The sequence below is a fragment of the Marinovum sp. PR37 genome, assembly GCF_028807375.1.
In the GTDB taxonomy this organism is placed as follows: Bacteria; Pseudomonadota; Alphaproteobacteria; order Rhodobacterales; family Rhodobacteraceae; genus Marinovum; species Marinovum algicola.
This window is the reverse complement of record NZ_JARAML010000003.1, coordinates 17847-44133: the sequence shown is the minus strand read 5'-3', so window position 1 is coordinate 44133 and position 26287 is coordinate 17847. Positions and strand designations below refer to the sequence as shown.

Annotated in this window: 23 protein-coding genes; 9 read left to right on the top strand and 14 right to left on the bottom strand. The window is 67.5% G+C overall.

Translation table 11 applies throughout. The annotated features are described in order from the left end of the window. Nucleotides 1–15 precede the first annotated feature (15 nt). The 5 genes from purH to PVW49_RS03355 all read left to right on the top strand — a co-directional run bounded on the left by purH (nt 16) and on the right by PVW49_RS03355 (nt 5541). The gene (gene purH / locus PVW49_RS03375) at nt 16–1614 is read left to right on the top strand and encodes a bifunctional phosphoribosylaminoimidazolecarboxamide formyltransferase/IMP cyclohydrolase (protein WP_274589902.1); all 1599 of its coding nucleotides are present in this window, start codon (nt 16–18) and stop codon (nt 1612–1614) included. 16 nt (nt 1615–1630) lie between these two features. After that, nucleotides 1631–2128: a signal peptidase II gene (lspA, locus tag PVW49_RS03370; RefSeq protein ID WP_274589901.1), complete on the top strand. Its 498-nt coding sequence runs from the start codon at nt 1631–1633 to the stop codon at nt 2126–2128. Between the two features lie 55 nt (nt 2129–2183). After that, complete coding sequence (locus PVW49_RS03365; protein WP_048533410.1) at nt 2184–2741, top strand: DUF3035 domain-containing protein; 558 nt, start codon at nt 2184–2186, stop codon at nt 2739–2741. Between the two features lie 89 nt (nt 2742–2830). Next, nucleotides 2831–4207 carry a M16 family metallopeptidase gene (locus PVW49_RS03360; protein ID WP_274589900.1) on the top strand — a complete coding sequence of 459 codons (1377 nt, stop codon included), beginning with the start codon at nt 2831–2833 and terminating at the stop codon, nt 4205–4207. After that, a complete protein-coding gene (locus tag PVW49_RS03355) occupies nt 4204–5541 on the top strand; it encodes a M16 family metallopeptidase (RefSeq protein WP_274589899.1) in 1338 nt (445 codons plus the stop codon). Before PVW49_RS03360 ends, PVW49_RS03355 begins: the two co-directional genes overlap by 4 nt. Before the next feature lie 91 nt (nt 5542–5632). Here the strand turns inward: PVW49_RS03355 and dapA are convergent, their stop codons facing one another. Further along, complete coding sequence (gene dapA, locus PVW49_RS03350; protein ID WP_074839109.1) at nt 5633–6508, bottom strand: 4-hydroxy-tetrahydrodipicolinate synthase; 876 nt, start codon at nt 6506–6508, stop codon at nt 5633–5635. A gap of 143 nt (nt 6509–6651) precedes the next feature. On the opposite strand from dapA, the gene PVW49_RS03345 reads away from it, so the two are divergent. Next, a complete protein-coding gene (locus tag PVW49_RS03345) occupies nt 6652–8853 on the top strand; it encodes a lytic transglycosylase domain-containing protein (RefSeq protein ID WP_244526571.1) in 2202 nt (733 codons plus the stop codon). 93 nt (nt 8854–8946) lie between these two features. Here the strand turns inward: PVW49_RS03345 and PVW49_RS03340 are convergent, their stop codons facing one another. Together PVW49_RS03340 and mnmD are read right to left on the bottom strand one after the other, a co-directional pair. Continuing rightward, nucleotides 8947–9840 carry a DMT family transporter gene (locus PVW49_RS03340; protein WP_074839112.1) on the bottom strand — a complete coding sequence of 298 codons (894 nt, stop codon included), beginning with the start codon at nt 9838–9840 and terminating at the stop codon, nt 8947–8949. Beyond that, nucleotides 9837–10505, bottom strand: coding sequence for a tRNA (5-methylaminomethyl-2-thiouridine)(34)-methyltransferase MnmD (mnmD, locus tag PVW49_RS03335; protein WP_274565739.1), 669 nt, complete (start codon nt 10503–10505; stop codon nt 9837–9839). The genes PVW49_RS03340 and mnmD overlap by 4 nt, the downstream gene beginning before the upstream one ends. A 56-nt stretch (nt 10506–10561) precedes the next feature. On the opposite strand from mnmD, the gene PVW49_RS03330 reads away from it, so the two are divergent. Beyond that, a complete protein-coding gene (locus PVW49_RS03330; protein WP_274589898.1) occupies nt 10562–11593 on the top strand; it encodes an NAD(P)/FAD-dependent oxidoreductase in 1032 nt (343 codons plus the stop codon). A gap of 56 nt (nt 11594–11649) precedes the next feature. Here the strand turns inward: PVW49_RS03330 and PVW49_RS03325 are convergent, their stop codons facing one another. Next, complete coding sequence (locus PVW49_RS03325) at nt 11650–12273, bottom strand: trimeric intracellular cation channel family protein (RefSeq protein ID WP_048533404.1); 624 nt, start codon at nt 12271–12273, stop codon at nt 11650–11652. Between the two features lie 165 nt (nt 12274–12438). Here PVW49_RS03325 and fzlA point away from each other — a divergent pair, with 165 nt between their 5' ends. Then, entirely contained in the window at nt 12439–13104 is a 666-nt protein-coding gene (gene fzlA, locus PVW49_RS03320) for an FtsZ-binding protein FzlA (RefSeq protein WP_048533403.1), read from the top strand. Nucleotides 13105–13173: 69 nt separating this feature from the next. After that, a complete protein-coding gene (queG, locus tag PVW49_RS03315; protein ID WP_274589897.1) occupies nt 13174–14217 on the top strand; it encodes a tRNA epoxyqueuosine(34) reductase QueG in 1044 nt (347 codons plus the stop codon). Nucleotides 14218–14305: 88 nt separating this feature from the next. On the opposite strand, the gene PVW49_RS03310 is transcribed toward queG, so the two are convergent. From PVW49_RS03310 to PVW49_RS03265, 10 genes are all read right to left on the bottom strand, one after another. Next, a complete protein-coding gene (locus PVW49_RS03310) occupies nt 14306–14896 on the bottom strand; it encodes a VOC family protein (RefSeq protein ID WP_074839121.1) in 591 nt (196 codons plus the stop codon). A 74-nt stretch (nt 14897–14970) separates the two neighbouring features. Beyond that, nucleotides 14971–15777, bottom strand: a complete 807-nt coding sequence (locus PVW49_RS03305) for a glutathione S-transferase family protein (protein ID WP_274589896.1) — start codon at nt 15775–15777, stop codon at nt 14971–14973. Between the two features lie 92 nt (nt 15778–15869). After that, a complete protein-coding gene (locus PVW49_RS03300) occupies nt 15870–16946 on the bottom strand; it encodes a BMP family ABC transporter substrate-binding protein (protein ID WP_048533399.1) in 1077 nt (358 codons plus the stop codon). A gap of 50 nt (nt 16947–16996) precedes the next feature. Further along, on the bottom strand, nt 16997–17920 hold the full coding sequence (locus tag PVW49_RS03295; RefSeq protein ID WP_170850602.1) for an ABC transporter permease: 924 nt from the start codon (nt 17918–17920) through the stop codon (nt 16997–16999). Beyond that, on the bottom strand, nt 17920–19005 hold the full coding sequence (locus PVW49_RS03290) for an ABC transporter permease (protein WP_274589895.1): 1086 nt from the start codon (nt 19003–19005) through the stop codon (nt 17920–17922). Before PVW49_RS03290 ends, PVW49_RS03295 begins: the two co-directional genes overlap by 1 nt. Before the next feature lie 90 nt (nt 19006–19095). Beyond that, the gene (locus tag PVW49_RS03285) at nt 19096–20619 is read right to left on the bottom strand and encodes an ABC transporter ATP-binding protein (protein ID WP_074839126.1); all 1524 of its coding nucleotides are present in this window, start codon (nt 20617–20619) and stop codon (nt 19096–19098) included. Next, the gene (gene xdhC, locus PVW49_RS03280) at nt 20616–21371 is read right to left on the bottom strand and encodes a xanthine dehydrogenase accessory protein XdhC (RefSeq protein ID WP_274565747.1); all 756 of its coding nucleotides are present in this window, start codon (nt 21369–21371) and stop codon (nt 20616–20618) included. The genes PVW49_RS03285 and xdhC overlap by 4 nt, the downstream gene beginning before the upstream one ends. Then, a complete protein-coding gene (xdhB, locus tag PVW49_RS03275; protein WP_274589894.1) occupies nt 21368–23806 on the bottom strand; it encodes a xanthine dehydrogenase molybdopterin binding subunit in 2439 nt (812 codons plus the stop codon). The genes xdhC and xdhB overlap by 4 nt, the downstream gene beginning before the upstream one ends. Then, entirely contained in the window at nt 23803–25191 is a 1389-nt protein-coding gene (gene xdhA, locus PVW49_RS03270; RefSeq protein WP_274589893.1) for a xanthine dehydrogenase small subunit, read from the bottom strand. Before xdhA ends, xdhB begins: the two co-directional genes overlap by 4 nt. Before the next feature lie 172 nt (nt 25192–25363). After that, the gene (locus PVW49_RS03265) at nt 25364–26287 is read right to left on the bottom strand and encodes a glutaminase (RefSeq protein WP_074839134.1); all 924 of its coding nucleotides are present in this window, start codon (nt 26285–26287) and stop codon (nt 25364–25366) included.

Here is a 26287-nt window from a genome sequence, read left to right as displayed (position 1 = left end):
CAGGACCCTGACGATATGACCGATGACACCCGCCTCGTGCCGATCCGGCGCGCGCTTCTCTCAGTTTCCGACAAGACCGGCCTGACCGATCTGGGGCGTGCCCTTGCCGAACGCGGGGTCGAGCTTCTGTCGACCGGCGGCTCCGCCAGGGCGCTGCGCGAGGCCGGCCTCGAGGTCCGCGACGTGGCCGAGGTGACCGGCTTCCCCGAGATGATGGATGGCCGGGTAAAGACGCTGCATCCGATGGTGCATGGCGGGTTGCTGGCGCTGCGCGACAATGACGCGCACGTGGCGGCAATGAAAGAGCATGGCATCGGCGGCATCGATCTGCTGGTGGTCAACCTCTATCCCTTCGAGGAGACCGTGGCCAAGGGGGCCGATTACGACACCTGCATCGAGAACATCGACATTGGCGGCCCGGCGATGATCCGCGCCGCGGCCAAGAACCACGGTTTTGTGACCACGGTGGTGGATGTGCAGGATTACGAAGGGCTGCTGCAAGAGCTGGACGCCAACTCCGGCGCGACCTCCTATGGTTTCCGCCAGCGTCTGGCGCAGATCGCCTATGCCCGCACCGGCGCCTATGATGCCGCCGTTTCCTCCTGGATGGCCGGGGCGCTGGGCGCCGCCGCGCCACGCCGCCGCGCGGTGGCCGGCGAGGTCAAGCAGACCCTGCGTTATGGCGAGAACCCGCACCAGCAGGCGGCTTTCTACACGGATGGCACCGGCCGCCCCGGCGTCGCCACCGCCGTGCAGCATCAGGGCAAGGAGCTGTCCTACAACAACATCAACGATACCGATGCGGCCTTCGAGCTGGTGGCGGAGTTCGCCCCCGAGGACGGCGCGGCCTGCGCCATCATCAAGCACGCCAACCCCTGCGGCGTGGCCAAGGGCGCGACGCTGCTCGAAGCTTATAAGGCGGCCTTCGACTGCGACCGCACCTCGGCCTTTGGCGGCATCGTCGCCTTCAACCGGCCGCTCGACGAGGAGACCGCACGGGAAATCACCGGCATCTTTACCGAAGTGGTGATTGCGCCTGGCGCCTCGGACGGCGCAATGCGTATTTTCAAAGAGAAGAAGAACCTGCGTCTGCTGACCACCGAGGGCCTGCCGGATGTGCGCGCCGGCGGCCAGACCCTGCGGCAGGTGGCCGGCGGCTTCCTGATGCAGGACAAGGACGTGGGCTTTGTCGGGCTCGATGACCTCAAGGTGGTGACCAAGGTCGCGCCGACCGACGAACAGATGCGCGACCTGCTGTTTGCCTGGAAAGTGGCGAAACACGTCAAGTCGAACGCCATCGTCTATGTCAAGGATGGTGCCACCGTTGGGGTTGGCGCCGGCCAGATGAGCCGGGTGGATTCGGCGCTGATCGCCGCGAAGAAAGCCGAGCGCATGGCCGAGGCGCTGGGCCTCGACACGCCGCTGAGCCAGGGCTCCGCCGTGGCGTCGGATGCCTTCTTTCCCTTCCCCGACGGGCTGATGGAAGCGGCGGCGGCGGGCGCGACCTGCGTGATCCAGCCGGGCGGCTCGATGCGCGATGACGAGGTGATCGCCGCGGCCGACGAGGCCGGGCTGGCGATGGTCTTTACCGGCATGCGCCACTTCCGGCACTAAGGGCAGGAGCGGGCAGATGCGAACGGTGTTCTGGGCAGCCTTCTGGGTGTTTCTGCTGGATCAGGTCAGCAAGATCGTTGTCGTGCATCTGCTCGATTTGCGCACCTTGGGCGAGATCGACGTGCTGCCGCCCTTCGTCAATCTGCGGATGGCGTGGAATTCGGGCATCAACTTCGGCCTGTTTTCCGGCCATTCCGATGCGGCGCGGATAGTGCTCATCGCCATCGCGCTGGTGATCGTCGGGTTCGTGCTGGTCTGGGTCTGGCGCGATCCGCCGGGACGGACCGGCCGGATTGCGGCCGGCCTCCTGATCGGCGGCGCGCTGGGCAATGTGCTCGACCGGGTGCTGTATGGCGCGGTGGCGGATTTTCTCAACATGTCGTGTTGTGGCATCGAGAATCCCTATGCCTTCAACGTCGCCGATATCGCGATCTTTGCCGGCGCCTTCGGGCTGGTGCTGTTTCCCGGATCGGGCAGCGGCAAGGGCTCGCCAAAGCGGAAAAAGGGCACGTGACCTCTCTGGAACAATCCGTTAAGTCTGGGCGCGTAAGCAGGTGGAGTGAATACGCATGACAGTCTCGCCAATTGCAAAGCGGTGCGTTTTGCTGGCGTTGGCCCTCGGGCTGGCGGCATGTGGCGAGCGTGACATCACCCTGCACGAGCTGCGGGTGCGCGGCGACGGCCCGGAAGAATTTGCCATCGTCCCGCCCAAGCCGTTGCAGACGCCGGAGAGCTTTGACGCGCTGCCGCCGCCGACACCGGGCGCGGCCAACCGCACCGATCCGACGCCCGAGGCCGATGCCGTCGCGGCGCTGGGCGGCGACGGCGCCCGCGTGGCGCCGCGGGCCGCGGGCGCGGCAGCCGGCGATGGCGCGCTGGTGAGCTATGCCGCCCGCAACGGCGTGCAGCCGGGGATCCGCGCCCAGCTTGCCGCCGAAGACCTGGAGTTTCGCAAGCGGGCCTCGCGGTTCACCTGGCAGCTGATGCGCGAAGACAAGTATTACGACGCCTACGAACGCTTTGCGATCGACCCCTATGAGGTGCTGCGCCTGTTCCGCCGGGCCGGGGTCAGAACCCCCGCCGCCGATCCGCCGGAAGAGCGGAACGACAATCGCGTGGGCGGCTGAGCCGGCTCACGCAACTGTCACGCGGTTTTTCTTGAACTCCGGGGGGGAGCGGCCATTAGTAAGGCCTGACACCCATTCAGGAGAGCCACATGTCCGCACCCCCGTTTGACCGACTGACCCCCAGCCTGCGCGCGTTCGCCGCCGGGATCGCCCTGCTCTGGGCCGGGGCCGCATTGGCCCAGACGTCGATCGAAGATCAGGTGACCACCGCGACGCTGGACAATGGCCTCGAGGTGGTGGTGATCGAAGATCACCGCGCGCCGGTGGTGGTCCACATGCTGTGGTATCGCGCCGGCAGTGCCGATGAGACGCCGGGGGTTTCCGGCGTGGCGCATTTTCTCGAGCATCTGCTGTTTCAGGGCACCAAGAACATGGCCCCGGGCGAGCTCAGCCGCGTGGTGGCCGAGAACGGCGGCACCGACAATGCCTTTACCAGCTACGATCAGACCGGATATTACCAGCGCGTCGCCGCCGACCGGCTGGGGTTGATGATGCAGATGGAGGCCGACCGGATGGTCAACCTTCAGCTTGGCCCCGAGGAAATCCGCACCGAGCGCGAGGTGATCATCGAAGAGCGCAACATGCGCACCGAGAACGACCCGGCGGCGCTGATGCGCGAGCAGGCCCGCGCGGCGCAATATCTCAATCACCGCTACGGCGTGCCGATCATCGGCTGGCGGCACGAGATGGTGGGCCTCGATCTGGAGGCGGCGCTGGAGTATTACCAGACCAATTACGCCCCCAACAATGCGCTGCTGATCGTGGCTGGCGACGTCACGCCCGACGAGGTTCTGGCGCTGGCCAAAGAGCATTACGGCCCGCTTGCGGCCAATCCCGATCTGGCGCCGCGCGACCGCCCGCAAGAGCCGCCGCAGACCGCACCGCGGCGGTTGGTGTTCGAAGACCCGCGGGTGGCCCAGCCCTATGTGATCCGCACCTACCTGGCGCCCGAACGGGACCCCGGTGCCCAGGAAAAGGCGGCGGCGCTGATGCTGCTCTCCGAAGTGCTGGGCGGCGGCCAGACCTCGGTGCTGAACGAAAAGCTGCAATTCGACCAGAAGCTTGTGGTCTATGCCGGTGCCGGATATGGCGGCGTCTCGCTGGATGACACGACGTTTTCGCTGGTTGTGGTGCCGGTCGAGGGCGTGAGCCTCGAGGCGGCGGAAACGGCGCTTGATGCGGCGGTGGCCGAGTTTCTCGAGGAAGGCGTCGACACCGAACAGCTGGACCGGATCAAGCGGCAGTTCGAGGCCAGCCGGATCTACGCCCGCGACAATGTCGAGCGGGTGGCCAATCAATATGGTCGGGCGCTGACCTCGGGGCTGACGGTCGAGGATGTGCACGCCTGGCCAGAAATCGTGGCGGCGGTGACCGAAGAGGATATCCTTGCCGCCGCGCGCGAGGTGTTCGACGACAAGGCCAGCGTGACAAGCTGGCTCATGCGCCCGCAGGAGGTGACCCAATGACCGCGCTCTTCAACGCCCCGCTGGTGAAAACATGGGCCTTTGCCGCCGCCGCGCTGGTGATGGCCGCGCTGCCGGCCCGTGCCGAGATCGAGATCCAGGAGGTCACCACCCCCGGCGGCATCTCGGCCTGGCTGGTCGAAGAGCCGTCGATCCCCTTTGTCGCGCTCGAACTGCGCTTCAAGGGCGGCGGCTCGCTCGATGCGCCGGACAAGCGCGGGGCGACCAATCTGATGGTCGGCCTGCTCGAGGAAGGCACCGGCGAGATGGATGCGCGGGCCTTTGCCCGCGAACTCGAAAGCCTGGCGGCGTCCTTCGATTACGACACGTTCGACGACACGATTTCGGTGTCGGCCAAGTTCCTGACCGACACCACTGACGCGGCCATGGCGCTGCTGCGCGGCTCGCTGGTGGCGCCGGCGTTCAACCAGGTGGCCATCGACCGGGTCAAGGCGCAGGTGCTGTCCGGGCTGGCCTCGGACCAGTCCGATCCCGACAAGATCGCCGGCCGCACTTTCGACCGGCTGGCGTTTGGCGATCACCCCTATGCCACCTCGCTTGATGGCACCCGCGAAAGCGTGATGGCGCTGAGCCGCGAGGATATCGTCGCGGCGCATGCGGCAGCCTTTGCGCGCGACCGGGTCTATGTCAGCGCGGTGGGCGACATCTCGGCCGAGGAGCTGTCGGCCTTGCTCGATGAGCTGTTGGGCGACTTGCCCGAAACCGGTGCGCCCCTGCCTGGAACGGCGCCCTTCCTGCTCGAGGGCGGCTTGACGGTCGAGCCCTTCGACACGCCGCAATCGGTGGTTCTTTTCGGGCACCGGGGGCTGGAACGCGATCACCCGGATTTCCTCGCCGCCTATGTGATCAACGAGGTCTTCGGCGGCAGTGGGCTGACCAGCCGGCTGATGTCCGAGGTGCGTGAAAAGCGCGGTCTGACCTATGGCGTCTATTCCTATCTGGTGCCCAAGGATCACGCGGCGCTGGTGATGGGCTCGGTCGCCTCGGCCAACAACCGCGTCGCCGAGACCATTGCGGTGATCCGCGAGGAATGGGCCAAGCTGGGGCAGGACGGTCTGACGGCCGAGGAGCTGGCAGCGGCCAAGACCTATTTGACCGGGGCCTATCCGCTGCGCTTTGACGGCAACGGGCCGATCGCCAATATTCTGATCGGCATGCAGATGGACGGTCTGGGGCCGGAGTATGTGACCGAGCGCAATGCGCTGGTCGAGGCGCTCACGCTGGACGAGGTCAACCGGGTGGCCGCCGAGCTTTACGACCCCGAGGCCCTGCATTTCGTGGTGGTGGGCCAGCCCGAGGGGCTGGAGACGCAATGACCGGCGCGGCCCCGGGGCCGTATTGCAGCACGAAAAAGGCCCGGCGCGATCCCTCGCGGCCGGGCCTTTCAATTCCGCAGCGGTCAGAGCCTCAGCCGGTCAGACCGGCTTGGCGCAGCCCGGCGTCGATCAGGGCGCGGGTCGGCTCGCTGACCGGCAGGAGCGGCAGCCGCACCTCGTTTTCGCAGAGCCCAAGCCGCGACATCGCGTATTTCACGCCGCAGAGCCCCGGTTCGGCAAAGATTGCCTGGTGCAGCGGCATCAGCCGGTCCTGGATTTCCAACGCCTTGGCGTAATCGCCGGCCAGACAGGCGTTCTGCAAGGCGCTGGACAACGCCGGCGCCACATTGGCGGTGACCGAGATGCAACCGACGCCGCCCTGGGCGTTGAAACCATGCGCGGTGGCATCCTCGCCCGAGATCTGGAGGAAATCGGCGCCACAGGTGATGCGCTGGGCCGAGACCCGGGCGAGATCGCCGGTGGCGTCCTTGACGCCGATGATGTTCTTCAGTTTCGCCAGCTCGCCCATGGTGGCGGGCAGCATGTCGATCACCGAACGCGGCGGGATGTTGTAGATGATGATCGGCAGGTCGACGGCCTCGGTGATGGCAGTGAAATGCGCGATCAGCCCGGCCTGCGTCGGCTTGTTGTAATAGGGGGTCACCACGAGGCCCGCATCGGCGCCGACCGATTTGGCATGGGCCATCAGGCGAATCGCCTCGGTGGTGTTGTTCGATCCGGCGCCGGCAATCACCGGGATACGGCCGGCGGCGGCCTTGACCACTTCCGACACGACCAGCTCGTGCTCGCCATGGGTCAGGGTGGGGCTTTCGCCGGTGGTGCCGACCGGGACCAGACCATGGCTGCCCTGATCGACATGCCAGTCCACGAGTTTTCGCAGCGTCTCCAGATCGACCGCGCCGTTCTTGAACGGCGTGACCAGGGCTGGCATGGACCCTTTGAACATGGTGACGCTCCTTTTCTGTCAACAGGCCCGCCCCGAGGGCGCGCCGCATGTCCGCCAGTGTCAGCATCGTGAGTTGAAGGATGCGGCGGACGGGTTATCTTCTAGATCGTGTCTATTCCTTTTCAGAACAGAAATTGCAAGTGATGATGCGTGCGCTTTTATGCCTTCTGGCACTGGCCGCTTCGCCGGTGCCCGCTCAGCAAACCTCTGATACCGGGGCCGCTGTCGACCTGACGACAAGCCTGCGCCCGCGGGCCAGAAGCTCTGGTGCGCAGGGCGATGCCGAACCCGCCGCCGAGGCCGAGGACGGGCTGCCCGCCGCCGAACCCGAAGCGATCGCGGCGGGTGAGGATGCCGCCGTGCCCGAGCCGCTGGAAGAGCTGGAAGAAGACCTCGCCGGGCTGCGCCCCAGGGTCAGGCCGAAGGGGCTGGATACAGAGCCGCTCGGGCTGCGCGTGCCTGCGGCCGATCCGGGCTTCAAGGCCGGGCTCGCCGCGATGCGCGATGGCCGCTGGGACGAGGCCCTTCGCCTTGCCGGCCCCGAAGGTTCGCCGGCGCGCGATGTCATCATGTGGCACTTTCTGCGCAGCGGCAGCGGCAGCTCGGGCGAGGTGATGGAATTTCTCGCCCGCAGCGGCGACTGGCCCGGCCTGCCCTATCTGCGCGAGAAATCCGAAGACGCCATGGCCGGGGCCTCGGTCGCGGCGCGCCTCGCCTTTTTCAAGGAGCAGGAGCCCCAGACCGGCACCGGCGCGCTGGCCCATGCCGAGGCACTGGAGGCCAGCGGCGAAACCGGCGCGGCGCAGGCCGGCATCGTCAAGGCGTGGCTGACCCTGGCGCTGTCCGACAGCGAACAGGCGCGGTTTCTCGACCGATATGGCAGCCTGCTCAAGCCGCATCACGAGGCGCGTCTCGACCGGGCGCTCTGGGAAGGCTGGGAGATCAACGCCACGCGGATGCTGCCCCTAGTCTCCGAGGGCTGGCAAAAGCTCGCCACCGCGCGGATGGCGCTGCGCGCGCGCAATGGCAATCCCGATCCGCTGATCGCCGCCGTGCCGGCGGTGCTGGCCGATGATCCGGGTCTGGCCTATGAGCGGTTTGAATGGCGGATGGCCAAGGGGCTGCGCGACAGTGCCATTTCACTGCTGCTCGACCGTTCGACCAGTGCCGAGAGCCTGGGTGAGCCCGAGCACTGGGCGCGCCGACGCCACACGCTGGCGCATCGCGCCATGCGCGACGGCGATCCGGTGCTGGCCTATCGCATCGCCGCCTCGCATTACACCGTGACCGGCCGCAATTTCGCCGAGCTGGAATGGCTCTCGGGCTATCTCGCCCTGCGGTTCCAGAAGGACCCGAGCCGGGCGCTGGCGCATTTCACCCGTTTCAAGGGTGACGTCTTTACGCCGATCTCGCTCGGCCGCGCCGGGTATTGGCTGGGGCGTGCCTATGAGGCACTGGGAAACGAGGATGCCGCCAAGGGCGCCTATGCGCTGGGCGCGGCCTATCAGACCAGCTTCTACGGGCTGCTGGCGGCCGAGCGCGGCGGCCTGCCGTTCAACAGCAATCTCGGCGGTTTCCGCCCGGTCGAGGACTGGCGCGAGGCCGCATTCACCAAATCCCGGGTGCATGAGGCGGCGCTGTTGCTTCTGGCGGCGGGCGAGGGCTGGCTGGCCAAGCGGTTCTGGACCCATCTGGCCGAGAGCCAGGACGAGGAAAACCTGCACCTGATGGGCAAGATGCTCGAGGATCTGGGCCAGCCGCATATCGCCGTGCTGCTGGGCAAACGCGCGGCGCAGGCCGGGCACGAGATCGCGGCGCCCTATTATGCGGTGCATCCGGTGGCAAAACGCGATCATCCGGTGCCGACAGAGATGGTGCTGGCCATCGCCCGCCGCGAGAGTGAGTTCGACCATTCGGTGGTCAGCCACGCCGGCGCGCGCGGGCTGATGCAGGTGATGCCGGCGACGGCGCAACTCGTGGCGCGGCGGGTCGGGCTGGATTACAGCCAGTCCCGGCTGACCGGCGATTGGCTGTACAACTCCCGTCTCGGCGCGGATTACCTGCGCGGGCTGGCTGAGGAGTTCGACGGCAATGTCATCATGATGTCGGCCGGCTACAATGCCGGGCCGGGGCGGCCGCGGAGCTGGAAGAACGCCTATGGCGATCCGATCCGGGGCGATATCGACATCGTCGACTGGATCGAGATGATCCCCTTCAACGAGACCCGCAACTACGTCATGCGGGTATCAGAGAGCCTGCCGGTCTATCGCGCGCGGCTGGGCAAGGATCCGCATCCGGTGCCCTTCTCGGAGGAGCTGGTGGGATCGACCCTGCTGCCCGAATGAGCCTTCGGCGGCAAGTTGCGGCCCGAGTTGCGCGGGCCGGGCCAATCCTGCACCAAACGCCGTAAGGCGGGTTTTCAACCTACCGCCCGCGCTTCATACCGGCGCCACCCGCCGGGCCACCCGCATCCTCTGCCGTTCGCGCCACAGGGTGAAGAGCCCGGCGCCCACGATCAGCACCGCGCCCACCACCACCGAGGCCCGCAGGCTTTCGCCAAAGATCAGCAGGCCGATCGCCACGGCAAAGGGCATTTGCAGATAGGCAAAGGGCTGCACCGCGCTGGCTTCGGCAACCTCGTAGCATTTGATCATCGTGTAATGCCCGGTCACCCCGGTCACGCAGAGCGCTGCCATCCAGATCCAGTCGGGCCCGGTCATCGGCACCCAGAACCAGATGCCGATTGCCGTCATCACCACGCAGCCCACCGTACCGGTCCAGAAAAACGACGTGGCGGCGGTGTCGCGGCGTGCGGCATACCGGTTGAGCAGCGAATAGAGCGCGAACATCGAAGCCGCCGCCAGCGGGATCAGCGCATAGATCGAGAATACCCCTGCGCCGGGATTGATGATGATCATCACCCCGACAAAGCCCACTGCGATCGCCAACCAGCGCCGCCAACCGACCTGTTCGCCCAGCACCGGGCCCGAGAGCGCGGCGACCAGCAGCGGATAGCTGACAAAGACCGCATGGCTCTCGACCAGCCCGAGATAGGTGAAAGCGGCGACCATGACACAGATCTCCAGCGCCAGCAGCACGCTGCGGAAGATCTGCACCAGCGGCTGATCGGTGCGCGCCACATCGCGCAGCCCGCCGGCCTTGCGCGCCGACAGGGCGATCACGAAGGCGGCAAAGAACCAATAGCGGATCATCACCACCATGAAGACATTGTATTCCGAGGCGAGATGCCGGCTCAGCCCGTCCTGCACCGCAAAGACAAAGGTGGTGGCCACCATCAGCCAGATGCCGCGCACCGTATCGTTCTGGGTCATAGGGTGGCCCTTGTCATGTGACGTTTGCGGCCGAAGCCGGGGATGCGGGTGACGGCAAAGCCGCCCGCGGCGAGCGCGCGGCGCACATGGCCCGCCGCGGTATAGGTGGCCGCCGTGCCGCCAGGGGCGGTGTGGCGCGCGACCTGCATCATCAGGGCCTCGCCCCAGAGTTCGGGGTTTTTGGCCGGCGAAAACCCGTCGAGAAACCAGGCATCCGCCTTGCCGGACCAGTGCGGCAGGGTCTCGCGGGCATCGCCCTGGACCAGGGTGAAGGTCAGGTCGGGCGTCTCGAAGTGGCGCGCGCCGGCCTGCCACTGCGGTGCCAGCTCTGCCGCGATCGCGGCCAGTTCGGGAAAACCGGCCTGCGCGGCAATCATGTCGTCGGCCTGCATCGGGAAGGCCTCGAAACTGGTGAAATGCAGCCGGCCGGGGGTGCCGGCGGCGCGAAAGGCCGAAAGCGTGCAGAGCAGGTTCAGCCCGGTGCCGAAGCCCAGTTCGGCGATGTGAAAGCCATCGGCAAAACGCGCCGGCAGGTCGTTGCCGGCCAGAAAGACATGCCGCGTCTCGGCCAGGCCATTATCGAGCGAGTAATAGGGATCGTCGAATCGGGTCGAGACAGGCACGTGCCCGTCGCGCCATTCCAGCTCTGCGCTCTGGTCTGTCATTTTCGGCTGCCTTAAGGGTTTCCCCCGAGGCCTAAAGCCTGACGGAGGGGTATGCAATGGACGACGTGACAGTGCGGGGGGCGGGCGTGTTCGGCCTGTCAGTGGCTTGGGCCTGCGCCCGGCGCGGCGCCAAGGTGCGGGTGATCGATCCCTTCGGCCCGGCGGCGGGCGCCTCCGGCGGCATCGTCGGCGCGCTGGCGCCGCATGTGCCGGAAAACTGGAACGCCAAGAAGGCCTTCCAGTTCGAGAGCCTGCTTATGGCCGAGGGTTTCTGGGCCGAGGTGGCGGAGGCCGGCGGGCGTGACCCCGGCTATCTGCGCTCGGGCCGGTTGCAGCCCCTGGCCGATGACCGCGCGGTCGACCTGGCCCGGCAGCGGGAAGGGACGGCGGCCGAGCTCTGGCAGGGCAAGGCGGTCTGGCGTGTGGTCGATGCGGCGGGCTATGGCGATTGGGCCCCGGCCTCGCCGACGGGATTGCTGGTCGAGGACAGCCTCAGCGCCCGGGTGCATCCGCGCCGGGCCTGTGCCGCGCTGGTGGCGGCGCTGGCGGCGCGCGGGGTCACCGTGACCCCGGAGGGGGAAGACCGGGGGGCCGTGGTCTGGGCCACCGGGATGCAGGATCTCGCGGCGATGAGCCGGGCGGCGGGGCGCAGCCTCGGCAACGGGGTCAAGGGGCAGGCGGCGCTGTTGCGATTCGCGGCGCAGGACCGCCCGCAGCTTTTTGCCGATGCGCTGCATATCGTGCCGCATGGCGACGGCACGGTGGCCGTGGGCTCGACCTCGGAGCGCGAATACGACGATGGCGCGGCAGTGGACGATCAGCTCGAGGCGGTGATCGCGCGGGCGGTGGCGGCCTTTCCGGTGCTGGCCGGGGCGCCGGTGGTGGCGCGCTGGGCCGGGGTGCGGCCGCGGGCGCGCAGCCGGGCGCCGCTGCTCGGGGGGCATCCCCTTCGACCGGGGACCTTCATCGCCAACGGCGGGTTCAAGATCGGCTTCGGCATGGCGCCGCTGGTGGGCGAGGTGATGGCGGATCTCGTGCTCGAGGGTCGCGACCGGGTGCCGGAGGGGTTTCGCCCGGAACCGCTTTAGGGCGGGCGCGACGAACCGGCGGAGAGGTCCCGGATCGGGTCCGGGACGGTGGGGCGCTATTTCTCGCGCGGCGGGCGGCTTTTGTAGACCGGCAGCATCCAGCCCCAGCGCAGGCTGCCGGCGCGCAACGCCCAGGTCACGCCGGCGCAGCCCAGAAGCGCGACGTCGCGGCCGAGACCCAGCTCCAGCAGCCCCAGCGCGGCGCCGGCACCGGCCAGCGCGGCGGTGGCGTAAAGCTCGCCCTGGCGCAGGATCACCGGCACCTCGTTGGCCACCACGTCGCGCATCAGCCCGCCGAAACAGCCCGTCGCCACCCCCATGATCAACACGATCACCGGTGGCTGATCCAGCGCCAGCGCCACCCCGGTGCCGGCGGCCACCGCCACCGCCAGCGCGAAGCTGTCGAGCCAGAGCAGCCAGCGCAGCCGGCTTTCCATCCGGTGTGCGGTGAAGAACACCAGCAGGGCCGCGCCGCAGGCGGTCGGGACGATGCCGGGATCGGCGATCCAGAACACCGGGTTGCGATCGAGCAGCAGGTCGCGCAGCGTTCCGCCGCCCACCGCCGTCAGGCTGGCGAGAAAGGCGAAACCGATGATATCGAGCTGCGCCCGCGAGGCCGCCAGCGCCCCGGTCAGGGCAAAGACAAGGACCGATGCATAGTCGAGAACACTCAGGATCATGGCGCGTCCTTGCGGCGTGAAAGCTGCGGCGGCCATAGCGGATTCGGCGCGCAAGGGGAACCGGCCGGGGCCGCGGGCTGTTGCCGATCCGGGCGGGGGTGGTTGAACTGGCGCCGGTTTCACGGCAAAGAAGCTGGGCACTTCCCCCTTAGGACATTGCCCTTCATGGCCAAGCTTTATCACGTTCCCCTCTCGCCGTTCTGCCGCAAGGTGCGACTCAGCCTTGCCGAGAAGAAGATCGAATGCGAGCTGGTCGAGGAACGCTACTGGGAGCAGGAGCCGGATTTCCTGCGCCGCAATCCGGCCGCCAAGGTGCCGGTGCTGCGCATCGACGGCAAGACCATGGCCGAGAGCGCGGCGATCTGCGAATGGCTGGAGGAGAAGTACCCCGAGCCGAGCCTGATGCCGAAATCCGCCGATGCGCGTTATGAGGTGCGCCGGCTGGTGGCCTGGTTCGACGACAAGTTCCACCATGAGGTGACCTCGAAGCTGCTCTACGAGCGGGTCAACAAGAAGGTGCAGGGCCAGGGGTTTCCCGACAGCAAGAACGTCAAGGCCGGGGCCAAGGCGATCAAGTATCACCTGGATTACATGACCTGGCTGCTCGACCACCGGCGCTGGCTGGCCGGCGATGTGATGACGCTGGCGGATTTCGCCGCCGCGGCGCATCTGTCGTCGCTCGACTATATCTCCGACGTCGACTGGAACCGGTCGGCGGTGGTCAAGGACTGGTATGCCAAGATCAAGTCGCGGCCGGCGTTTCGCCGCATCCTGGCCGATCAGGTGCCCGGATTTCCGCCGCCGCGGCATTACAATGACCTCGATTTCTGAGATCGGGCCTCGGCGGTTTCGGGGGCTCTGCCCCCGGACCCCCGCGGGTATTTCTGAACAGAAGAAGCCATGGATGCGCTGAAGGACAGACTGCTGCGCGAGGCGCGGGACCAGGGGTTTTCCGCGGCGCGAATCTGTCGGCCGGAGGCGGTGCCGGAGGTGGCCGAGCGGCTGGCCGGGTTTCTCGCGGCGGGCTATCACGGGCAGATGTCCTGGCTGGCCGAGCGCAGCCATTGGCGCGGCGATCCGGCGGCGCTCTGGCCCGAGGCGCGCTCGGTGATCATGCTGGCGGAGAATTACGGGCCGGCGCATGATCCGCTGGCGGTGCTTGAGCAGAGCGACCGGGCGGCGATCTCGGTCTATGCGCAGCACCGCGATTACCATGACGTGGTGAAGAAGCGGCTGAAGCGGCTGGCGCGCTGGCTGATCGCCGAGGCCGACACCGATCCGCCGGCCGAGGTGAAGGTCTTTGTCGATACCGCGCCGGTGCCGGAAAAGGCGCTGGGGCAGGCGGCGGGGCTGGGCTGGCAGGGCAAGCACACCAACTTGGTGAGCCGGCAGCTTGGGTCCTGGTTCTTTCTCGGGGCGGTGTTCACCACGCTGGAGCTGCCTGTGGACCCGGGCGAGGTGGATCATTGCGGCTCGTGCCGGAAGTGTCTCGATATCTGTCCGACCGCAGCCTTTCCGGCGCCCTATCAGCTCGATGCGCGGCGCTGCATTTCCTACCTGACGATTGAGCACAAGGGGCCGGTGGACGCGGCTTTGCGGCCGCTGCTGGGCAACCGGATCTATGGCTGCGACGATTGTCTTGCGGTCTGTCCCTGGAACAAGTTCGCCGAACGGGCGGCCGAGGTGAAATACCATGCCCGCGACGACCTGATGGCGCCGGATCTGGCAGAGCTGGCCGGGTTGGAGGATGCGGCGTTCCGGGCGCGGTTCTCGGGCTCGCCGATCAAGCGGATCGGGCGCGGGCGTTTCGTGCGCAACGTGCTTTACGCCATCGGCAATTCCGGCGAGGCGCGGCTCTTGCCGGCGGCGCAGGCGCTGTGCGAGGACGCCGATCCGCAGATCGCGGATGCCGCACGCTGGGCGGTGGAGCGGTTGCAGAGATAAGCCGACAGGCCGCCGGCCGACGCCCGCCGGGCCGGGAAAGCGGGGACCGGGTGGCGAGGCAACCGGGCCTGTCAGTCGGGGGACGGGGTCAGCCCCGGCCGTAGGGGTCTTTTGCCGAGCGGTCCTCGCTCAGAGACTGCTGGCGCCGCGCGACCAGCGCTTCGATCGCGTCGGCCAGGTGCACTTCGGCGATGTGGTGATCGCCCTGCGCCACCCGCCGCCGATGCGCCTCGATCATCACGTCGGCATGGGAACAGCCCATCGGCGGTTCGAACCGGTAACAGGCCAGCTCGATCAGCAATCCGAGGGGATCCTTGAAGTAGATCGAATCCATGAACCCCCGGTCCTTGACGCCGGAATGGCCGATCCCCCGCGCATCGAGCCGGTCGATGGTCTGCGAAAAGGTCGCCTTGGAGACGTTGAACGCCAGGTGGTGCACGCAGCCGGGATCGGTGGGCGTGCGCCGGTGAACCGGCGTGCGGGCCTCGTTGGTAAAGATGGTGATCAACCGCCCGTCGCCGGGATCAAAATAAAGGTGGCCCTCGTCGGGATTGTCGAGGTTGGGCTGATCGAAGATGAAGGGCATGCCCAGCACGCCCTCCCAGAAATCGAGGCTGGTCTGCCGGTCGGCCCCGGTCAGCGTGATGTGATGCACGCCCTGAACCTGAAGTTTGCGCATGTGTCGGTCCTCCTTGTCGCAAGGATAGCCGCACGGCGGAAAAAGGCGAGAGGAAGCGGCGGCGCGGGCCGTTGTCAGGCCGCCACCAGCCCCAGTTCGGCGTCGCTGGCATGGGTCAGGTACTTGTCGCGCGGCGGCCAGGGCCGGTCCGGCCAAGCCGGCTCGAAAGCAAAGCTCGAGACGTTGCGATCCTCGGGCAGGGCGCCGTTGCCGGCGCCGAGGGCGTAGTCGTAATAGAGTTTCACGATCTCCTCGCGGCTCACCTGCTGCGCCGCCGGATGAGCCAGACAGGCTTCGCGCCAGGCGCGCACGCGGGCATATTCGGCGGTGGCCGGCACGTCGAAGCCCTCGTAATACTCGAGGAACCAGAAGCGCATGAACATCGGGGTGAAGACCGTTTCGGCCAGTCCGAAATCCTCGAACAGCCAGGGCCCCTCGCCTTTGCCCTCATGGCGCAGGAAATCGTCGATCTCGCGGTAGAGGCCCCGCATCTTTTCGGCGTGCGTGTCGCGCCGGTCGGGATCCTGGTTCATCACGAAGCTGTAGCCGGCCATGGTGAAGGCGCCTTCCTTGGCGATCAGCATGCTTTCCGTCGCATGTTCCAGCGGATCGGCGCGGCGCAGCGGCGTGTCGCCCACCGTCTCGTCAAGGTAGCGCAGGATCACCAGGCTTTCCTTGAGGATCTCTCCGCCCGGCATCTCGAGCACCGGCAGCGCGGTGGTGCCACGGGTCTTTTCCAGCAGTTCCGGGTCGCGCGGTCTGGTGATGTCGACGACCTGGAAGGAAACGGCGTCGCGCACGCCTTTCAGCGCCAGCATGATCTCGAGCCGTTGCGAGAACGGACAGACCGGGATGTGATAGACGATGGGGATCCGGGGCATGGTCAACCTCTTGTCAGGGCGCCTCTCGGCAGGCGCGACAAACAGAGAACCCCCGCCCGGGGGCGAGGGTTCCCGTCGCCTGTCGGCAGCGGTCAGTTCGGGATTTCGCCGGTCAGCCCTTCGACGTAGAAATCCATGCCCGCGAGCGTGCCGTCATCGGCCACTTCGCCTTCGGCCAGCCAGGGCGTGCCGTCCTGCTTGTTGATCGGCCCAGTGAAGGGGTGATACTCGCCCGCGGCAATCGCGTCTTTCATCGCCAGCGCCTCGGCCTTGACCTCTTCCGGCACCGCGTCGGTGATTTCGCCGATGCCAACCATGCCCGGCCCGATGCCGTCCCAGGTGTCCTTGCTTTCCCAGGTGCCGTCCATCACCGCCTGCACGCGATCAATGTAATAGGGCGCCCAGTTGTCGATGATCGAGGAGACCCGCGGCATCGGCGCGTAATCGCCCATGTCCGAGGCCTGGCCGAAAGTGATCACGTTGCCCGCCTTTTCGGCGGCCGCCTGCGGCGCCGTGGAATCGGTGTGTTGCAGGATCACGTCGGCGCCCTGTTCGATCAGCGCATTGGCGGCGTCGGCCTCTTTCGCCGGGTCGAACCAGGTGTAGGCCCAGACAATCGAGAACTCGACATCGGGGTTCACCTCCTTGGCGTGCAGATAGGCCGAGTTGATGCCGCGGATGACCTCGGGGATCGGGAAGGAGGCGATATAGCCGATTTTGTTGGTCTCGGTCATGTGGCCCGCAATCAGGCCTTGGATGGCGCGGCCTTCGTAGAACCGGGCGGAATAGGTCGAGACGTTGTCGGCGCGCTTGTAGCCGGTGGCGTGTTCGAACTTCACGTCGGGGAATTTCTTGGCGACGTTGATCGTCGGGTCCATGTAGCCGAAGGACGTGGTGAAGATGATGTCGGCGCCGGACAGTGCCATCTGCGTCATCGCGCGTTCGCTGTCGGCGCCCTCGGGCACGCTTTCCTGGAACACGGTTTCGACCTTGTCGCCGAAGTGCTCTTCGACGGCCAGGCGGCCCTGTTCGTGCTCATAGGTCCAGCCGCCATCGCCGACGGGTCCGACATAGATGAAGCCGACCTTGGTCGTGTCGTCCTGCGCCATCGCCGTTCCGGCGAGGCCAAGCGCCAGCGCGGCGCTGGCAAGAAGGGTTCTGCGGTTCATGTGGATACTCCCTGAGTCTTCTTTTGGATTGTCTTGTTTTGGGTTTGGCCTCAGTGCGAGGCATGGAACGGCCGGCCGAGCGAGGCCGGCGCGCCGTGGTAGCCCCGTGCTGAAATGATGACCAGCACGAGAATTGTTATCAGATACGGTGACATCGACAAGTATTCGACCGGCAGCCTTGTGCCGGCCGCCTGAAGGTTCAGTTGCAGCACGGTGACGCCGCCGAAAAGGTAGGCACCGATCAGCACGCGCCAGGGCTTCCAGCTGGCAAAGACCACGATGGCAAGCGCGATCCAGCCGGCGCCGGCGGTCATGCCCTCGGTCCATTGCGGCACCCGGACAAGACTGAGATAGGCGCCGCCGAGGCCGGAACAGGCCCCGCCGAAGAAGATCGCCATGAGCCGGATGCGCACCACCTTGTAGCCCAGGGCATGGGCGGCATCATGGCTTTCGCCGACAGCCCGCAGGATCAGCCCGGCGCGGGTGAATTTCAGCCCGGCCCAGACGGCAGCCACCAGCGCGATCGAGAGATAGACCATCAGGTCATGCTGAAACAGCATCGGGCCGATGACCGGCATATCGGCCAGCAGCGGCAGCGGCAGGTCGGGCAGGGTGGGGGATTTCATGCCCTCGTAGGGCTTGCCGATCAGCGACGAGAGCCCGAGGCCCACCAGCGTCAGCCCGAGGCCGGTGGCCACCTGGTTGGACAGCAGAAACTGGGTCAGCACCCCGAAACTGAGCGACAGCAGCGCCGAGGCCAGCGCCGCGGCGGCAAAGCCGAGACCCGGGCTGCCGGTGTTGACCGCCACGGCAAAGCCCACCACGGCACCGGTGATCATCATGCCCTCGACGCCGAGGTTGAGCACGCCGGATTTCTCCACCACCATCTCGCCGATGGCAGCCAGCAGGATCGGCGTGGCCGAGACCATCAGCGAGGCGACCAGAAGGATGGGATTGATCGTTCCGAGATCCATCAGGCGGTTTCTCCCTGTCCGAATTGTAGCCGGTAGTTGGTGAACACATCCGTCGCCAGCAGGAAGAACAGCAACATCCCCTGGAACAGCTGGATCGAGGCGCCGGGCAGGCCGAGCATGAGCTGCGCCAGCTCGCCGCCGATATAGGTCAGCGCCATCAGCAAGCCAGCCAACAGGATGCCAACCGGATGCAGCCGGCCGAGGAAGGCCACGATGATCGCGGTAAAGCCGTAGCCCGAGTTGAAATCAATGGTGATCTGGCCGGCCGGGCCGGACACCTCGAAGAGCCCGGCCATGCCGGCCAGCGCGCCCGAGAGCCCGAGACAGAAGATCACCACCCGGCCCGGGTTGACCCCGGCGAAACGGGCGGCGCGCGGCGCCTCGCCGGTCAGCCGGATGTGGAAGCCGCGGATGTGGCGGGTGAGCAGCACATAGGCAAAGATCACCGCGACAAAGGCCGCCACCACCCCCCAATGCATGCCGGTGCCGGCGATCACCTCGGTATTGGCGCCGGCGTCATATTGCTGAAAGTTGCGCGAGCCGGGAAAGCCGCGGCCTTCCGGGTTCTTCAGCAGGCCCGAGGAGACCGAGGCCAGCCAGGCCTCGGCGACATAGACCAGCATCAGCGAGACCAGGATTTCGTTGGTGCCGAATTTCACCTTGAGCAGCGCCGGGATCATCCCCCAGGCCCAGCCGCCAAGCGCGCCGGCGATCACCATCAGCGGAAAGACGATGAAACTGTCGAGCGGGTAGAAGGCCAGCCCGACCGCGGCGCCGGTGATCGCGCCCATGATATACTGGCCTTCGGCGCCGATGTTCCAGATGCCGGCGCGAAAGCCGATCGACAGGCCGATGGCAATCAGGATCAGCGGCCCCGCCTTGACCAGAAGCTGCGGCCGCGAATAGGCGGCGAATTGCGGATGGAACAGCGGATCCCAGAAGATCGTGCGGATCGCCTCGAGCGGCGGCTTGCCCAGCGCGGCGAACATGATGCCGCCGACGAACATGGTCAGCACCACGGCCAGCAGCGGCGTCACCGCCGTCCAGACCCGTGACGGCTGCGGGCGCTTGACGAGATGGATCATGCGCGACCTCCCCCCGATTGCGCCGTCCTGCGCTTCTTCTCTTGCAAAATACGCTCCGCGACGCTGGCCAGGCGCGCCCCGCCAGCTTCTCTAGGCCTCCACATGGGCCACCTCCATGTCATGTGCGCCGCCCATCATCAGGCCGATCTGTTCGACGGTGAGGCCCTGCACCGGGCGGATATCCGACAGCCGGCCTTCGTTCAGCGCGGCAAACCTGTCGGCCACCTCCATCAGTTCGTCGAGATCCTGGCTGATGACGACGACGGCCGCGCCCTCACCTGCGAGATGCAGCAGCGCCTGGCGGATCGCGGCGGCGGCGGCGGCGTCGACCCCCCAGGTGGGCTGGTTGACGACAAGCACCTCGGGGCGCTGCATCACCTCGCGGCCGATGACGAATTTTTGCAGGTTGCCCCCCGACAGCGCCCGGGCGGCGGTGCCGGGGCCGGGGGTGCGGACGTCGAAGGCCTTGATCACCTTTTCGGTAAAGCCGCGGGCGCCGGACCAGTCGAGAAAACCGTTCTTCATCAGCCCCTCGCGGGCGGCGGCTGTCAGGATCGCGTTCTCGGTCAGGCTCATGTCGGGGGCGGCGGCATGGCCCAGCCGCTCCTCGGGGGCCGAGAGCAGCCCGGCAGTGCGCCGTGCCTCCGGGCCCTGGCCCCCCACCGGCGTGCCGTCGAATTCCACCATCTCGGGCCTGGTCACGATCTCGCCCGAGAGCGCGGCGAGCAGCTCGTCCTGGCCGTTGCCGGCAACCCCGCCGATGCCCAGCACCTCGCCGGCGCGGACCTCGAAGGAGACGTCCTTGAGCGCGGTGCCAAAGGCATTGGGCGAACGCGCCGACAGGTTGTGCACCGCCAGCCGCACCGCGCCCGGGGCCCGCGCCTCGCGGGTGACGGCGTCGAACGAGGCGCCGACCATCAGTTCGGCCAGCTGCCGCGCGGTGGTGTCGCGCGGATCGCAGGTCTCGACCACCTTGCCCAGCCGCAGGATGGTGGCGGTTTCGCAAAGGCTGCGGATTTCCTCGAGCTTGTGCGAGATATAGAGGATCGCGGTGCCCTCGGCCGAGAGCTTGCGCAGGGTCTGGAACAGGATCTCCACCTCCTGCGGGGTCAGCACCGAGGTCGGCTCGTCCATGATCAGCAGTTTCGGTTCCTGCAACAGGCAGCGGATGATCTCGACCCGCTGGCGTTCCCCGGCCGAGAGCCCGCCGACGGTGCGGTCGGGGTCGAGCGGCAGGCCGTAGGTCTCCGAGACCTCGCGGATCTGGCGCGCCAGATCGCGCGGCTTGGGCGGGTTCTCCATGCCGAGCGCCACATTCTCGGCCACGCTCAGCGCCTCGAACAACGAGAAATGCTGGAACACCATGGCAACGCCGGAGGCACGGGCGGCATGCGGATCCTGCGGCGCAAAGGCGCTGCCGTTGAGACGCATGCTGCCGCTGTCGGGTTTGACCAGGCCGTAGATCATCTTGACCAGGGTCGATTTGCCGGCGCCGTTTTCGCCCAGAAGCGCATGCACCTCGCCGCGGCCGATCGAAAAGGAGACATCGGAATTGGCAATGACGCCGGGATAGGCCTTGGTCAGCCCCTTGATCTCCAACAAGGTTTCTCTCACGCGTGTCTCTCCTTCAGGGCGGGCGGCTCTGCGGCCCGGGCGAGATAGCCCGCCGCCACGCCCACCGCAATTGCCTGCGGGTGCTTGCCCAGGGCCGGATCGCCGATCGGGCAGGCAATGCGGGAAATTTGAGCGGTGGCATGGCCCAGCGCGGCCAGCCGTTTGCGAAAGCGGGCCCATTTGGTGGCCGAGCCGATCAGCCCGCAGTCGCCGAAGCCATGGCGCAGCAGCGCGTCGCAGAGCCGCAGATCGAGATCATGCGAATAGGTGACGATGATGTGACTGGCGTCGGACGGCGCCAGCGCGACGGCGCGCAGCGGATCGGCGGCGACAAGCGGGGTGACGCCCTCGGGGATCGGGTCGGGCAGGCGCGCGGCGCTGGTGTCGACCAGGGTGATCTCGCGGTCCTGCAACGGCGCCATGGTGGCGGCAATGGCGCGGCCGACATGGCCCGCGCCCCAGATCCAGAGCGGTGCGGCCAAGGCGGTGCGGACGGCGGCATTGCGGGCAAAGCTCAGGGTGACCACGCCGCCGCAGCATTGGCCCATGTCGGGGCCCAGCGCCATCTTGCGTCGGGCCTCGGCGGTGCCCTCCGCCAGCATCGCCCGGGCGATCTGCGTCGCCTGCCATTCCAGCGTGCCGCCGCCGATGCTGCCCTCTTGCGCATCGGCCCAGACCCGCATCGTGGTGCCCGGTTCGCGCGGGGTCGAGCCGCGCGCCTCGGTGAGGGTGATGCGAATCCAGTCGCTCATCCGCGCGCCCTTTGCACCGCGTGCAGGATCTCTTCCGGCGTCGCCGGGGCCCTTAGCGCCGGGTAGTGCGGGCCGCAGGCGGCCACCGCGTCGGACAGGGCAAAGAAGGCCGACATGCCCAGCATGAGCGGCGGCTCGCCCACCGCCTTGGAACGATAGATCGTCTCGGCCGGGTTCTCGCCGTCCCAGAGCGCGACGTTGAAGATGTCGGGCGTGTCGGGGCAGGCGGGGATCTTGTAGGTCGAGGGTGCATGGGTGGTCAGCCGGCCCTTGTCGTCCCAGACCAGCTCTTCCATCGTCAGCCAGCCGGCGCCCTGCACAAAGCCGCCCTCGATCTGGCCGATGTCGATGGCCGGGTTCAGCGAGGCGCCGGCATCATGCAGGATATCGGTGCGCAGGATGCGGTTTTCGCCGGTCAGCGTGTCGATCACGCATTCGGTGAGCGCGGCGCCATAGGCAAAGTAGAAAAACGGCCGGCCTCGCCCCTTGATCCGGTCCCAGGCGACATCGGGCGTCTTGTAGAAGCCGGTGGCCGAGAGGCTGATGCGCGCCTCATAGGTCAGCTTGGCGGCCGCGGCGAAACTCAGCCTTTCGGCGCCGACCTGCACCTCGCCGTCGGCGAAGCGCACCGATTCCACCGGCTGCTGGTGCAGTTCGGCGAGGTGGCCGGCGATCCGGGCGCGGATCGTGTCGCAGGCGTCCTTGACCGCCATGCCGTTCAGATCCGAGCCGGAGGAGGCGGCGGTGGCCGAGGTGTTGGGCACCTTGGCGGTGTCGGTGGCGGTGATCTTGATCGCCTCGAGCGGCAGGCCAAAGCGGCTGGCGGCGACCTGCGCCACCTTCTGGAACAGCCCCTGTCCCATCTCGGTGCCACCGTGATTGAGATGCACCGACCCGTCCTGATAGACATGCACCAATGCCCCGGCCTGGTTGAGATGGGTCAGGGTGAAGGAAATGCCGAACTTGACCGGGGTCAGCGCAAGCCCGCGTTTCAGGATCGGATTGGCGGCGTTCCACACGGCCACTTTCGCCCGGCGGTCGGAGTAGCCGGCCTGCTCTGCCAACCGGTCGGTCATCTCGTGCAGGATGAAATCGGTGACCTCCATGCCGTAGGGCGTGGTCTGGGCGCCCTCGGGCGGCTCGGGCACCTCGGGCGGGGCGACATTCGCCGCCGCGCCGCGCGAGGCGAGATCCTCTTGCGGCGCCGTGGCGGGGCCCGGTCCGGCGTAGCGGTGGCCCTTGCCCGCGTTGGGGCCGGTAAAGGGCTGGCCGCTGCCGGGGCCGGTCCTGGCTGGGGCGTGGTAATAGTTCACCCGGCGCACCTCGAGCGGGTCGCGCTCGAGGTAATGCGCGATATGGTCGACCACCCGCTCGATCCCCAGCATCCCCTGCGGCCCGCCAAAGCCGCGAAAGGCGGTGGCGCTCTGGGTGTTGGTCTTGAGCCGGTGGCTCTCGATGCGGGCATGATCCAGCAGATAGGCATTGTCGGCATGCAGCATGGCGCGGTCGGCCACCGGCAGCGACAGATCCTGGGCCCAGCCGCAGCGGGCATATTGCACGAAATCGATGCCCGCGATGCGGCCGCTGTCATAAAAGCCGACCTCGTAGTCGATGCGGAAATCATGCCGCTTGCCGGTGACAACCATGTCGTCATCGCGGTCGTAGCGCATCTTGCAGGCTGTGCCCGTCACCTGCGCCGCCAGGGCACATGCCACGGCCAGCGCATTGCCCTGGCTCTCCTTGCCGCCGAATCCGCCGCCCATGCGCCGGGTCTCGACGCGGACGGCGTGCATCGGGCGGCCGATCGCCTCGGCCACTTTGTGCTGGATCTCGGTCGGATGCTGGGTGGAACTGTGCACCAGCATGTCGCCGTTGTCCTGCGGCAGCGCCAGCGCGGCCTGGCCTTCGAGGTAAAAATGCTCCTGCCCGCCCATGGTGAGCGTGCCTTTCAGCAGATGCGGCGCGCCGGCGATGGCGCTGGCGGCGTCGCCCTTGCTGTAGATGCGCGGGCCGTCCTCGAAACGGCTGTCGGCGGCGAGCGCCTGCTCGATGGTCAGAAGCGGCGCCTCCACCTCGGTTTCGATCTGGCCCAGCCGGGCGGCGCGGCGGGCGATGTGATGCTCTGTCGCCACCACCAGAAAGAGCGGCTGGCCGAGGTAATGGATGCGGCCATCCGAGAGCAGCGGCTCGTCGTGGATCGACGGCGAGACATCGTTGGCGAAAGGCAGGTCGTCGGCCGACAATACGGCGATGACGCCGGGCAGGGCGCGGACCTGCGCCAGATCCATCGCGGTGATGCGGCCGCGGGCGATCTGGCTCAGGCCGAAGGCCAGATGCAGCGTGCCGCGCGGGGCCGGTATGTCATCGACATAGCGCGCGGCGCCGGTGACATGCAGGGCGGCGGCGTCATGCGGCAGGGGTCTGGCGACGCTCATGGCAGCACCTTCAGGACGGAGGTTTCGCGGCCCTCGATCTCGTGGAAATAGCGCAGGGCGAGGTTTTTCGCCGCCTCCATGCGGTAGCGGGCCGAGGCGCGCATGTCGGTGAGCGGCGTGAAATCCTGTTCCAGCGCGGCGGCGGCCGCCCGGAGGCTGTCTTCCGACCAGGGCGCGCCGGTGAGCGCGGCCTCGAAGGCGCGCGCGCGTTTCGGAATGCCGGCCAGGCCGCCGAAGCCGGTGCGGACGGCGGTGATCCGGCCGGCCTCGATGCTGAGGTTGAAGGCGGCACAGAGCGCCGAGATATCCTGATCGAAGCGTTTGGAGATCTTGTAGCAGCGGAAGCCGGGCTGGTGTTTGGGCAGGGTGACCGCCTCGACGAATTCGCCGGGCGCGCGGTCCTGCTTGCCGTAGTCGAGAAAGAAATCCTCGAGCGCGATGTCGCGGCGGGCCTCGCCCCGGCGCAGGTGCAGCCGGGCGCCGAGGGCGATCAGCGGCGGCGGGCTGTCACCGATGGGCGAGCCATTGGCGATATTGCCTCCGAGGGTCGCGGCTTCGCGTACCTGGACCGAGCCGTAGCGGCGGAACAGCTCGACCAGGCTGGGATAGAGTTCCGCCATCAACGGCCAGAGCCGGGCGATGCTGACCCCGGCGCCGATTTTCAGGCTGTCCCCCCGGTCCTCGATCTGCTGCAAGTCGCGGACCCGGTGCAGGAAGATCACCGGATCGAGCGCGCGCAGCTGCTTGGTGACCCAGAGGCCGACGTCGGTGGCGCCGGCGATCAGGGTGGCCTCGGGGGCGGCGGCGTAGGCCGCTGCCAGTTCGTCCGAGCTGCGGGGGAGGAGGGGGGCGCTGCCCCCCGCTGCGCTCCCCCCGGGATATTTCCGGCCAGAAGAAGCATCGGAGGCGACCCATTGCGGGACCGGGGCGGATTCGGCCGCCCTGGCGGCGCGCAGGATCGGGGCGTATCCCGTACACCGGCAGAGATTGCCGGCGAGCCGGTCCGTGTGATCCGTCTGGCCGTTGGCATGGGCCACGGCCATCGAGGCGATGAAGCCCGGGGTGCAGAAGCCGCATTGCGCGCCGTGGTGGTCGACCATCGCCTTTTGCACCGGGTGCATGTCGCCGGCGTCGTCGCGCAGGCCTTCGACGGTGCGCACCGCCTTGCCGTCGAGCTGCGGCAGGAAGAGGATGCAGGCGTTGAGCGCGCGGATGCCGGTGTCGTCCTGCACCATCACGGTGCAGGCGCCGCAATCGCCTTCGTTGCAGCCCTCCTTGGTGCCGGTGAGACCGCGCTCGTCGCGCAGCCAGTCGAGCAGGGTGCGGGTCGGGGGCTCTGGGCGGATCCGGACCGGTTCTCCGTTGAGAAGAAAGCCAATGTCCATGGTGATGACCTGCCGCTCTACCTTGCGCACCTGTGCTGCGGGTCTTCGATGCGGCGTAGAAAACCTGCGTGCCTGTCCGGACAGATTAGAAAGCGCGGATCGGGCCTTGCAAGCATTTCCTTGGCCGCGGTGCAGAAAAAACCGGCGCTGCCTGCCGGATGGGCAGGGCCGGTCAGCCGAAAACCGACCATCCGGTGAACCGCGCCAGCCGTTCCGCCGCCTCGGTGCCGACCCGCGAATTGCCCCAGGCGTTGAGCCCCGGCGACCAGATCGCCACCGAGGCGCGACCGGGCACCGCCAGTAGGATGCCGCCGCCGACGCCGGATTTTCCCGGCAGCCCGGTGCGGAAGGCGAAATCGCCCGAGCCGTCGTAATGCCCGCAGGTCAGCATCAGGGCGGCGATGCGGCGGCGCTTGACCTCCGACAGCTTCAGGGGCGCGTCGGCCAGCCCGGCGATGCCGCGCCCGGCCAGGGCCAGCTGATCGGTGGTCATCTCGATGGCGCATTGGTGGAAATAGGTGCCCAGCACCAGCTCGGGCGGGTTTCTCAGGTTGTCGAAACTCAGCAGGTAATGCGCCAGCGCCCGGTTGCGATGGCCGGTTTCGGTTTCTGACGCCGCGACCTCGGCGTCGAAGTGGATGTCGCTGTCGCCGGCGCTGGTGCGGATGAAGTCGATGATCTCGGACAGCGCTTCTTTGGGCGCGCGGCCGGCCAGCAGCTCATCGGTTGTCACCAGCGCGCCGGCATTGATGAAGGGGTTGCGCGGGCGGCCGTGCTCCTGTTCGAGCAGGAGGATGGAATCGAACCGGTCGCCGGACGGTTCGCGCCCGACCCGGTGCCAGATGCTTTCGCCGAACCGGGCGAGGACGCAGGCGAGTGAAAAGACCTTGGAAATCGACTGGATCGAAAACCGTTGTGCGTATTGCCCGGCGCGCATCAGCCGGCCATCGGCCAGCACCACCGAGATGGCGAATTGCGCCGGGTCGATGCGGGCCAGTTCGGGGATGTAGCCCGCGACCTCGCCCCAGTCGGCCGCGTCGCGGACCTCGGTATCGAGGGTTTCGAGAAAGGCGGGCAGGGTGTCGAGATCGGCCAT

Excerpts from the sequence above, each read along its gene's own strand:
- purH (WP_274589902.1), top strand. The coding sequence starts at position 16 with ATGACCGATGACACCCGCCTCGTGCCGATCCGGCGCGCGCTTCTCTCA.
- lspA (WP_274589901.1), top strand. The coding sequence starts at position 1,631 with ATGCGAACGGTGTTCTGGGCAGCCTTCTGGGTGTTTCTGCTGGATCAG.
- PVW49_RS03365 (WP_048533410.1), top strand. The coding sequence starts at position 2,184 with ATGACAGTCTCGCCAATTGCAAAGCGGTGCGTTTTGCTGGCGTTGGCC.
- PVW49_RS03360 (WP_274589900.1), top strand. The coding sequence starts at position 2,831 with ATGTCCGCACCCCCGTTTGACCGACTGACCCCCAGCCTGCGCGCGTTC.
- PVW49_RS03355 (WP_274589899.1), top strand. The coding sequence starts at position 4,204 with ATGACCGCGCTCTTCAACGCCCCGCTGGTGAAAACATGGGCCTTTGCC.
- dapA (WP_074839109.1), bottom strand. The coding sequence starts at position 6,508 with ATGTTCAAAGGGTCCATGCCAGCCCTGGTCACGCCGTTCAAGAACGGC.
- PVW49_RS03345 (WP_244526571.1), top strand. The coding sequence starts at position 6,652 with ATGATGCGTGCGCTTTTATGCCTTCTGGCACTGGCCGCTTCGCCGGTG.
- PVW49_RS03340 (WP_074839112.1), bottom strand. The coding sequence starts at position 9,840 with ATGACCCAGAACGATACGGTGCGCGGCATCTGGCTGATGGTGGCCACC.
- mnmD (WP_274565739.1), bottom strand. The coding sequence starts at position 10,505 with ATGACAGACCAGAGCGCAGAGCTGGAATGGCGCGACGGGCACGTGCCT.
- PVW49_RS03330 (WP_274589898.1), top strand. The coding sequence starts at position 10,562 with ATGGACGACGTGACAGTGCGGGGGGCGGGCGTGTTCGGCCTGTCAGTG.
- PVW49_RS03325 (WP_048533404.1), bottom strand. The coding sequence starts at position 12,273 with ATGATCCTGAGTGTTCTCGACTATGCATCGGTCCTTGTCTTTGCCCTG.
- fzlA (WP_048533403.1), top strand. The coding sequence starts at position 12,439 with ATGGCCAAGCTTTATCACGTTCCCCTCTCGCCGTTCTGCCGCAAGGTG.
- queG (WP_274589897.1), top strand. The coding sequence starts at position 13,174 with ATGGATGCGCTGAAGGACAGACTGCTGCGCGAGGCGCGGGACCAGGGG.
- PVW49_RS03310 (WP_074839121.1), bottom strand. The coding sequence starts at position 14,896 with ATGCGCAAACTTCAGGTTCAGGGCGTGCATCACATCACGCTGACCGGG.
- PVW49_RS03305 (WP_274589896.1), bottom strand. The coding sequence starts at position 15,777 with ATGCCCCGGATCCCCATCGTCTATCACATCCCGGTCTGTCCGTTCTCG.
- PVW49_RS03300 (WP_048533399.1), bottom strand. The coding sequence starts at position 16,946 with ATGAACCGCAGAACCCTTCTTGCCAGCGCCGCGCTGGCGCTTGGCCTC.
- PVW49_RS03295 (WP_170850602.1), bottom strand. The coding sequence starts at position 17,920 with ATGGATCTCGGAACGATCAATCCCATCCTTCTGGTCGCCTCGCTGATG.
- PVW49_RS03290 (WP_274589895.1), bottom strand. The coding sequence starts at position 19,005 with ATGATCCATCTCGTCAAGCGCCCGCAGCCGTCACGGGTCTGGACGGCG.
- xdhC (WP_274565747.1), bottom strand. The coding sequence starts at position 21,371 with ATGAGCGACTGGATTCGCATCACCCTCACCGAGGCGCGCGGCTCGACC.
- xdhB (WP_274589894.1), bottom strand. The coding sequence starts at position 23,806 with ATGAGCGTCGCCAGACCCCTGCCGCATGACGCCGCCGCCCTGCATGTC.
- xdhA (WP_274589893.1), bottom strand. The coding sequence starts at position 25,191 with ATGGACATTGGCTTTCTTCTCAACGGAGAACCGGTCCGGATCCGCCCA.
- PVW49_RS03265 (WP_074839134.1), bottom strand. The coding sequence starts at position 26,287 with ATGGCCGATCTCGACACCCTGCCCGCCTTTCTCGAAACCCTCGATACC.